At 65.4% G+C, this 7,591-nt stretch carries 10 protein-coding genes; 8 read left to right on the plus strand and 2 right to left on the minus strand.

The features are described from left to right. Positions 1–147: 147 nt before the first annotated feature. Entirely contained in the window at positions 148–330 is a 183-nt protein-coding gene (locus ACTJJ6_RS21670; RefSeq protein ID WP_440802868.1) for a hypothetical protein, read from the minus strand. A gap of 40 nt (positions 331–370) precedes the next feature. After that, on the minus strand, positions 371–1,426 hold the full coding sequence (locus ACTJJ6_RS21675) for a permease (RefSeq protein WP_123867827.1): 1,056 nt from the start codon (positions 1,424–1,426) through the stop codon (positions 371–373). Positions 1,427–1,653: 227 nt separating this feature from the next. On the opposite strand from ACTJJ6_RS21675, the gene phnF reads away from it, so the two are divergent. From phnF to phnM, 8 genes are all read left to right on the plus strand, one after another. Continuing rightward, positions 1,654–2,382: a phosphonate metabolism transcriptional regulator PhnF gene (phnF, locus tag ACTJJ6_RS21680; protein WP_440802871.1), complete on the plus strand. Its 729-nt coding sequence runs from the start codon at positions 1,654–1,656 to the stop codon at positions 2,380–2,382. Next, positions 2,383–2,826, plus strand: a complete 444-nt coding sequence (gene phnG, locus ACTJJ6_RS21685; protein WP_016929298.1) for a phosphonate C-P lyase system protein PhnG — start codon at positions 2,383–2,385, stop codon at positions 2,824–2,826. 3 nt (positions 2,827–2,829) lie between these two features. Beyond that, on the plus strand, positions 2,830–3,411 hold the full coding sequence (gene phnH / locus ACTJJ6_RS21690; protein WP_440802873.1) for a phosphonate C-P lyase system protein PhnH: 582 nt from the start codon (positions 2,830–2,832) through the stop codon (positions 3,409–3,411). After that, positions 3,411–4,496 carry a carbon-phosphorus lyase complex subunit PhnI gene (locus ACTJJ6_RS21695; protein WP_440802876.1) on the plus strand — a complete coding sequence of 362 codons (1,086 nt, stop codon included), beginning with the start codon at positions 3,411–3,413 and terminating at the stop codon, positions 4,494–4,496. Before phnH ends, ACTJJ6_RS21695 begins: the two co-directional genes overlap by 1 nt. Then, entirely contained in the window at positions 4,489–5,349 is an 861-nt protein-coding gene (locus ACTJJ6_RS21700; protein WP_004933420.1) for an alpha-D-ribose 1-methylphosphonate 5-phosphate C-P-lyase PhnJ, read from the plus strand. The genes ACTJJ6_RS21695 and ACTJJ6_RS21700 overlap by 8 nt, the downstream gene beginning before the upstream one ends. Further along, on the plus strand, positions 5,349–6,137 hold the full coding sequence (gene phnK, locus ACTJJ6_RS21705) for a phosphonate C-P lyase system protein PhnK (RefSeq protein ID WP_079450005.1): 789 nt from the start codon (positions 5,349–5,351) through the stop codon (positions 6,135–6,137). The genes ACTJJ6_RS21700 and phnK overlap by 1 nt, the downstream gene beginning before the upstream one ends. Positions 6,138–6,153: 16 nt before the next feature. Then, complete coding sequence (phnL, locus tag ACTJJ6_RS21710; RefSeq protein ID WP_047729228.1) at positions 6,154–6,858, plus strand: phosphonate C-P lyase system protein PhnL; 705 nt, start codon at positions 6,154–6,156, stop codon at positions 6,856–6,858. After that, a partial coding sequence (gene phnM, locus ACTJJ6_RS21715; RefSeq protein WP_440827435.1) for an alpha-D-ribose 1-methylphosphonate 5-triphosphate diphosphatase occupies positions 6,858–7,591 on the plus strand: 734 nt, incomplete at its 3' end. The genes phnL and phnM, both read left to right, overlap by 1 nt.

Below are 7,591 nucleotides of genomic sequence, written 5' to 3' on the forward strand. Positions count from 1 at the left end.
TTTCCAGTTGACCGACACACGCCATTGTTAGCAAGATTCATAGTGACTCAACTATGAACTTCTGCTCTTCGCTCAAAACTGACGGACAGTCACCTACTTCCCCGTAGGCACTGCTAGCCCAGCTCTAAACTAATTCCCTCAACACCTTCATCGGTAACTGCCCCATATTTTCGCTTTAAATATAGCCATTCGTTTTTCTACCTCCGAATGGCTTATATAAACCGCGGTGCCGTTTCTTAAACGTTCAAGGGCGGCATCCCCCCTTTCACGCAACGCTTGCTCCTGCAACATCACCTCTAAGTCCATTTCAGGTTTATTCCGCTGTTCCATTGCCATCTCCTCCTTGAGACAGCATCGGGTCACGAATCCGTTACACCAATCCCATCCCCACCACGCCGGTCAGCACGCCGCACAGCGCCACCAGCGCCGCCGTCAGGCACAGCGCCCGGGCGGAGAAGGCCTTGTTGAGCATCAACAGCGAAGGCAGGCTGACCGCCGGCAGGGTCATCAGCAGCGCCAGCGCCGGGCCGGCGCCCATGCCCGCCAGCATCATGGTTTGTACGATCGGGATTTCCGCCGCGGTGGGGATAACGAACAGGCAGCCGACGATCGCCAGGCCGATGATCCACAGCAGGCTATTGTCGACGGCGCCGTCGGCGTGCGGGAACAGCCAGACCCGCGCCGCGCCCAGCGCCAGCACCGCCAGCACGTAGATCGGAATGGTCGACCAAAACAGCGCCCACAGCGCTTTGCCCCAGCGGGCGAGGAACGGCTGCTCGTCGCTCTGCGCCATCATCACCGGCGGCTGCGGCGCGGTGGGCTGCGGATCGTTGGCGGTCACGCGCTGCACCAGCCAGGCGATGCCCAGCACCATCACCACGCCCGCCACCAGGCGGATGGCGGCGAACGGCCAACCGAGCACAAATCCCATGAACACCAGCGTCGCCGGGTTCAATACCGGGTTGGCGAGCCAAAAGGCCAGCGCGGCGCCGCTGGATACCGACTGGCGGCGCATGCCGGCGGCAACCGGTGCGGCGCAGCAGGTGCACATCATGCCCGGCAGTGCGATCAGCGCCCCCAGCACGGTGCCGGAAAAACGCCGGTGGCCGAGCGTGCGCGCCAGCCAGTCGCGCGGGATCAGCACCTGCACCAGCGAACCTAACAGCACCCCGAGCAGCGCCGCCTTCCATACCGCGGTGAAGTAGACCAGCGCGTACTGCCAGGCCGCCAGCCAGGGGCTCGCGGCGCCGTCGGCCAGGATAGATTTGCCGATCGAGTGGCTGTCCGCCGCCACGAAGGCCTTGCCGTAGTAAGGCTGCCATTTGACGTAGTAGAGGCCAACGGCCACCACCAGCAGAAACAGGATCGGTTTCCACAGCGGCCAGGCGCGTGGGGCGTGTTCAGGGGCGTTCAGAGGTTGCGGCATGGTAGCGGCCAGAGTCAGTCAACAGTGGCGCCAGCATAGCGCGCCGCCGCCGCCCGTGCACGCCCGGGCTGTCCTAAATAGTTCATCTGTTCGCCACCGACGCGTAACGCGATTGTCATCTGCGCCCGTCACCATGATGCCGACGAGAAAACCACAGGGTAGACGCCCGATGAAACGCACCGCTTCCGCCTTCATCGCACCGCCATCGGCATGACGAGGTTTTTATTATGATGGAGTTATCTAGACATCCGACCACTTACCCCACCCGCTATCAGCAGATCGCCGCGCAGCTGGAACAGGAGCTGCGCACGCAGTACCGCTGCGGCGACTACCTGCCTTCGGAACAGCAGCTGGCCGAGCGCTATCAGGTCAATCGCCACACCCTGCGCCGCGCGGTGGATCAGCTGGTAGAACGCGGCTGGCTGCAGCGCCGCCACGGCGTCGGCATTCTGGTGCTGATGCGGCCTTACGACTACCCGCTGCACGCCAATACCCGCTTCAGCCAGAACCTGTTCGAGCAGGGCAGCCACCCCACCAGTGAGCGCTTACTCGCTGTCTTGCGCCCGTGCAATGGGCATGTCGCCAGCGCACTCTCACGTGAAGAAGGCGAAATGGTGATCCACCTGCGCACCCTGCGCCGGGTCAACGGCGTGCCGATGAGCGTGATCGACCATTATCTGCCCGATCTGGACTGGTGGCCGGCGCTGCAGCAGTTCCACAGCGGTTCGCTGCACCAGTTTATCGAACAGCACCTCCAGCAGCCGCTGAGCCGCCGCCAGACGCGCATCAGCGCGCGCCGCGCGCAGGCCAAAGAGAGCCGGCTGCTGGAGATCGCCACCCACGCGCCGCTGCTGTGCGTGCGCACCCTTAACGTCCGCAGCGGCGGCGAAGAGGTGGCGGAATACTCCGTCAGCCTGGCCCGCGCCGACATGATTGAACTGACGATGGAGCACTGAATGCACGCCTTAGAGTCGAGACAACGCTGGATGTCGGTGCTGGCGCACAGCCGGCCCGAGCAGCTGCGCAGCCACTGGCAGGCGCTGAACCTCAGCCCGGGTTACCGCAGCATCCGCGCGCCGGAGATCGGCCTGGCCCAGCTGCAGGGGCGCATGGGCGCCACCGGCCGCCGCTTCGTGCTGGGGGACATGACGGTCACCCGCGCGGTGGTGCAGCTGGACAACGGCGGCTACGGCTACAGCTACATCGCCGGGCGCGACAAGGCGCACGCCGAGCTGTGCGCGCTGGCCGATGCGCTGCTGCAACAGCCGGAACACGGCGAACGCCTGCAACAACAGCTGATCGCGCCGCTGGCCGCGCTGCAGCACGAACAGCGCCAGCTGCGCGCCCGGGCGATCGCCGCCAGCCGGGTGGACTTCTTTACGCTGGTGCGAGGGGATTAAGCCATGAGTTTATTGACCGGTTTTGAACAACCGATAGACCAATCGCAGCACACTTTCCGTTTGATTCTTAAAGCCTTGAGCGAACCGGGCCACCGGGTGACGCTGCCGGGCGGCTCGGCCTGGGCGCCGCTGAACGCCGCCAGCACCGCCGCGCTGCTGACGCTGGCCGATCAGGAAACGCCGCTGCTGCTGTGCCCAGCACTAAATAGTAAGCAAGTGCTAACCAACATTCGTTTTCACAGCGGCGCGCCGCTGGCCGCCACGGAGCAGGAGGTCTGTTTTGCCCTGTTCGATGAGCACGTGCAGGCCGCCGATCTGCAGGCGTTGCCGCACGGCACTGAAATTTCGCCGGAGTTCAGCGCCACGGTCATCGTGCAGCTCGCCGAGCTGGAGAACGGCGCAGCGCTGCGCCTGACCGGCCCCGGCATCGAGAAGCAACGCCTGATAGCGCCGCGCCTGCCGCCGGCGCTGCTGGATTATCTCGTCAACCGTCCGCAGCGCTTCCCGCTGGGGCTGGATATCTTGCTGACCTGCGGCGATCGCCTGCTGGCGATCCCGCGGACCACCCGCGTGGAGGTGTGCTGATGTACGTAGCGGTAAAAGGGGGCGAAAAAGCCATTGAGGCCGCCCATCAGCTGCAGGAACAGCTGCGGCGCGGCGACGAGGCGCTACCGGCGATCGGCGCGGAACAAATCGAACAGCAGCTGGGGCTGGCGGTGGATCGGGTGATGACCGAAGGCGGCATCTACGATCGCGAGCTGGCGGCGCTGGCCATCAAACAGGCCAGCGGCGATCTGGTGGAGGCGATCTTCCTGCTGCGCGCCTATCGCACCACCCTGCCGCGCCTGGCGGTCAGCGAGCCGCTGGCCAGCGAAAACATGCGGCTGGAGCGGCGCATCTCGGCGGTTTACAAGGACTTGCCCGGCGGGCAGGTGCTGGGGCCGACCTACGACTACACTCACCGGCTGCTGGACTTCGCGCTGCTGGCGGAAGGCGAGGCGCCGCGCGCGCCGCAGGCCGACGAACCGCTGCCGGACAACTGCAGCCACGTGTTCGATCTGTTGTGTCGCCAGCAGCTGGCGCGGGAGGAACAGGACGACGGCAGCGCGCCGGACGACATCACCCGCACCCCACCGGTCTACCCCTGCTCGCGCTCGGCGCGCCTGCAGCAGCTGGTGCGCGGCGACGAAGGCTTCCTGCTGGCGCTCGGCTACGCCACCCAGCGCGGCTACGGCCGCAACCACCCGTTCGCCGGCGAGATCCGCACCGGCCACGTTTCGGTGGAGATCGTGCCTGAAGAGCTCGGCTTCGCCATCGATGTCGGCGAAATCCTGCTGACCGAGTGCGAAATGGTCAACGGCTTCGTCGATCCCAAGGACCATCCGCCGCACTTCACCCGCGGTTACGGGCTGGTGTTCGGCCGCGCCGAACGCAAGGCGATGGCGATGGCGTTGGTGGATCGCGCATTGCAGAGCCCCGACTACGGCGAAGGCGTCGCCGGCCCGGCGCAGGACGAAGAGTTCGTGCTGGCCCACGCCGACAACGTCGAGGCCGCCGGCTTCGTCTCCCATCTCAAGCTACCGCACTACGTCGACTTCCAGGCTGAACTGGAACTGCTCAAGCGGCTGCGGCAGGAATACAGCGAGCGTCAGGAGGCCCGCGATGAGTGAAGTATTGACCGGCTATAACCTCGGCTATCTGGACGAGCAGACCAAGCGCATGATCCGCCGCGCCATCCTCAAGGCGGTGGCGATCCCCGGCTATCAGGTGCCGTTCGGCGGCCGCGAGATGCCGATGCCCTATGGCTGGGGCACCGGCGGCATTCAGCTCACCGCCAGCGTCATCGGCCGCGCCGACGTGCTGAAGGTGATCGACCAGGGCGCCGACGACACCACCAACGCGGTGTCGATCCGCCGCTTCTTCCAGCGCGTCGCCGGGGTGGAAACCACCGAACGCACGCCGGAGGCCACCCTAATCCAGACCCGTCACCGCATTCCGGAAACGGCGTTGCGCGAAGACCAGATCCTGATCTATCAGGTGCCAATCCCGGAGCCGCTGCGCTTTATCGAACCGCGCGAAACCGAGACCCGCAAGATGCACGCGCTGGAGGAGTACGGGGTGATGCAGGTGAAGCTGTATGAAGACATCGCGCGCTACGGCCATATCGCCACCACCTACGCCTACCCGGTGAAGGTCAACGATCGCTACGTGATGGATCCGTCGCCAATCCCGAAATTCGACAACCCGAAAATGCACATGATGCCGGCGCTGCAGCTGTTCGGCGCCGGGCGCGAGAAACGCATCTACGCCCTGCCGCCGTTCACCAAGGTGGAGAGCCTGGACTTCGACGACCATCCGTTCAGCGTGCAGCAGTGGGACGAACCCTGCGCGCTGTGCGGCTCGCGCCACAGCTACCTGGACGAGGTGGTGCTCGACGATCGGGGCAACCGCATGTTCGTCTGTTCGGACACCGACTACTGCCGGCAGCAGCTGGCGCAATCTTCGCAAGAGGCGCAGCACTGATGACTTCCACCCCATTGAGCACCACCCCGCTGCTGTCGGTGAAGCGGCTCACCCACCTGTACGCCCCCGGCAAGGGCTTCAGCGACGTGTCGTTCGACATCTACCCCGGTGAAGTGCTGGGCATCGTCGGCGAATCCGGCTCCGGCAAAACCACGCTGCTAAAGTCGATCTCGGCGCGGTTGGCGCCGCAGCGCGGGCAGATCCTTTACCGCCCGCAGGCGGACCAGGAACACGATCTGTACGCCATGGCGGAGAGCGATCGCCGCCGCCTGCTGCGCACCGACTGGGGCGTGGTGCACCAGCACCCGCTCGACGGGCTGCGGCCGCAGGTCTCCGCCGGCGGCAACATCGGCGAACGGCTGATGGCCATCGGCCAGCGCCACTATGGCGACATTCGCCGCCAGGCCGGCCAGTGGCTGGAAGACGTCGAAATCCCGCTGTCGCGCCTCGACGATCTGCCGACCACCTTCTCCGGCGGTATGCAGCAGCGGCTGCAGATCGCCCGCAATCTGGTCACCCACCCCAAGCTGGTGTTTATGGACGAGCCGACCGGCGGGCTGGACGTGTCGGTGCAGGCGCGCCTGCTCGATCTGCTGCGCAACCTGGTGGTGGAGATGCAGCTGGCGGCGGTGATCGTCACCCACGATCTCGGCGTGGCGCGGCTGCTGGCCCACCGCCTGCTGGTGATGAAACAGGGCGAAGTGGTGGAGAGCGGCCTGACCGATCGGGTGCTCGACGATCCGCACCATCCTTACACCCAGCTGCTGGTTTCTTCGGTGCTGTCGTAACCCAAGGCGATAACAGATGACTATGCAAATCCGAGTTGAACATCTCAGTAAAACCTTTGTGCTGCATCAGCAGTACGGCACCCGCCTGCCGGTGCTGCACGACGCCAACCTAACGGTCCACGGCGGCGAATGCGTGGTGCTGCACGGCCACTCCGGCAGCGGCAAATCCACCCTGCTGCGCTCGCTGTACGCCAACTACCTGCCGGACAGCGGCCATATCTGGATCAACCACCAGGGCGACTGGCTGGACATGGTCAGCGCCGACGCGCGCCAAATTCTGGCGGTGCGCCGCCATACGCTGGGCTGGGTCAGCCAGTTCCTGCGGGTGATCCCGCGCATCAGCGCGCTGGAGGTGGTGATGCAGCCGCTGCTGGAACAGGGCGTCGAGCGCGCCGAGTGCCGCGAACGCGCCGAAGCGCTGCTCGCCGCGCTCAACGTGCCGCAGCGTCTGTGGCCGCTGGCGCCGTCCACCTTCTCCGGCGGCGAGCAGCAGCGGGTGAACATCGCGCGCGGCTTTATCGTCGATTACCCGATCCTGTTGCTGGACGAACCGACCGCCTCGCTCGACAGCCGCAACAGCGCGGCGGTGGTGCAGCTTATCGAACGCGCCAAGGCGCGCGGCGCGGCGATCGTCGGCATTTTCCATGATGAAGGCGTCCGCCAACAGGTCGCCGACCGGCTTTATGACATGCAGGCGCCACAGGCGCTGGAGGCCCTCTGATGATCGTCAATAACGTTAAGCTGGTGCTGGATGACCAGGTGGTGCAAGGCTCGCTGGAGATGCAGGACGGCGTGATCCGCAGCTTCGCCGACGGCCCGAGCCGGCTGCCGCAGGCGCTGGACGGCGACGGCGGCTGGCTGCTGCCGGGGCTGATCGAGCTGCACACCGACAACCTGGACAAGTTCTTTACCCCGCGCCCGAACGTCGACTGGCCGGCCCATTCGGCGATGAGCAGCCACGATGCGCTGATGGTGGCCAACGGCATCACCACGGTGCTGGACGCGGTGGCGATAGGCGACGTGCGCGACGGCGGCCACCGGCTGGAAAACCTGCAAAAGATGATCGACGCGGTGATCCACAGCCAACGCGCCGGGGTGAACCGCGCCGAGCACCGGCTGCACCTGCGCTGCGAGCTGCCGCACGAGAGCACCCTGCCGCTGTTCGAACAGCTGATGGACAAGCCGGGCGTGTCGCTGGTGTCGCTGATGGACCACTCGCCGGGCCAGCGCCAGTTCGCCTCGCGCGAAAAGTATCGCGAATATTATCAGGGCAAATACCACCTCAACGACCAGCAGATGAGCGAGTACGAGGCGCAGCAGGTCGCCCTGTCCGCCCGCTGGGCCGCGCCGAACCGCGAGGCGATCGCCGCCCACTGCTATTTTTCGCAGCGGCGATTATACCGGTTAAACCAACTTTTTCATCAATTGTTCGCTGTGCCTGATACGGTCGCGGG

The sequence above is a fragment of the Serratia sp. 22278 genome (assembly GCF_052045405.1).
Taxonomy (GTDB): Bacteria; Pseudomonadota; Gammaproteobacteria; order Enterobacterales; family Enterobacteriaceae; genus Serratia; species Serratia marcescens.

Bases quoted from the DNA above. Each gene is read 5' to 3' on its own strand.
- ACTJJ6_RS21675 (WP_123867827.1), bottom strand. From the start codon at position 1,426: ATGCCGCAACCTCTGAACGCCCCTGAACACGCCCCACGCGCCTGGCCG.
- ACTJJ6_RS21695 (WP_440802876.1), top strand. From the start codon at position 3,411: ATGTACGTAGCGGTAAAAGGGGGCGAAAAAGCCATTGAGGCCGCCCAT.
- phnF (WP_440802871.1), top strand. From the start codon at position 1,654: ATGATGGAGTTATCTAGACATCCGACCACTTACCCCACCCGCTATCAG.
- phnK (WP_079450005.1), top strand. From the start codon at position 5,349: ATGACTTCCACCCCATTGAGCACCACCCCGCTGCTGTCGGTGAAGCGG.
- ACTJJ6_RS21670 (WP_440802868.1), bottom strand. From the start codon at position 330: ATGGAACAGCGGAATAAACCTGAAATGGACTTAGAGGTGATGTTGCAG.
- ACTJJ6_RS21700 (WP_004933420.1), top strand. From the start codon at position 4,489: ATGAGTGAAGTATTGACCGGCTATAACCTCGGCTATCTGGACGAGCAG.
- phnG (WP_016929298.1), top strand. From the start codon at position 2,383: ATGCACGCCTTAGAGTCGAGACAACGCTGGATGTCGGTGCTGGCGCAC.
- phnH (WP_440802873.1), top strand. From the start codon at position 2,830: ATGAGTTTATTGACCGGTTTTGAACAACCGATAGACCAATCGCAGCAC.
- phnL (WP_047729228.1), top strand. From the start codon at position 6,154: ATGACTATGCAAATCCGAGTTGAACATCTCAGTAAAACCTTTGTGCTG.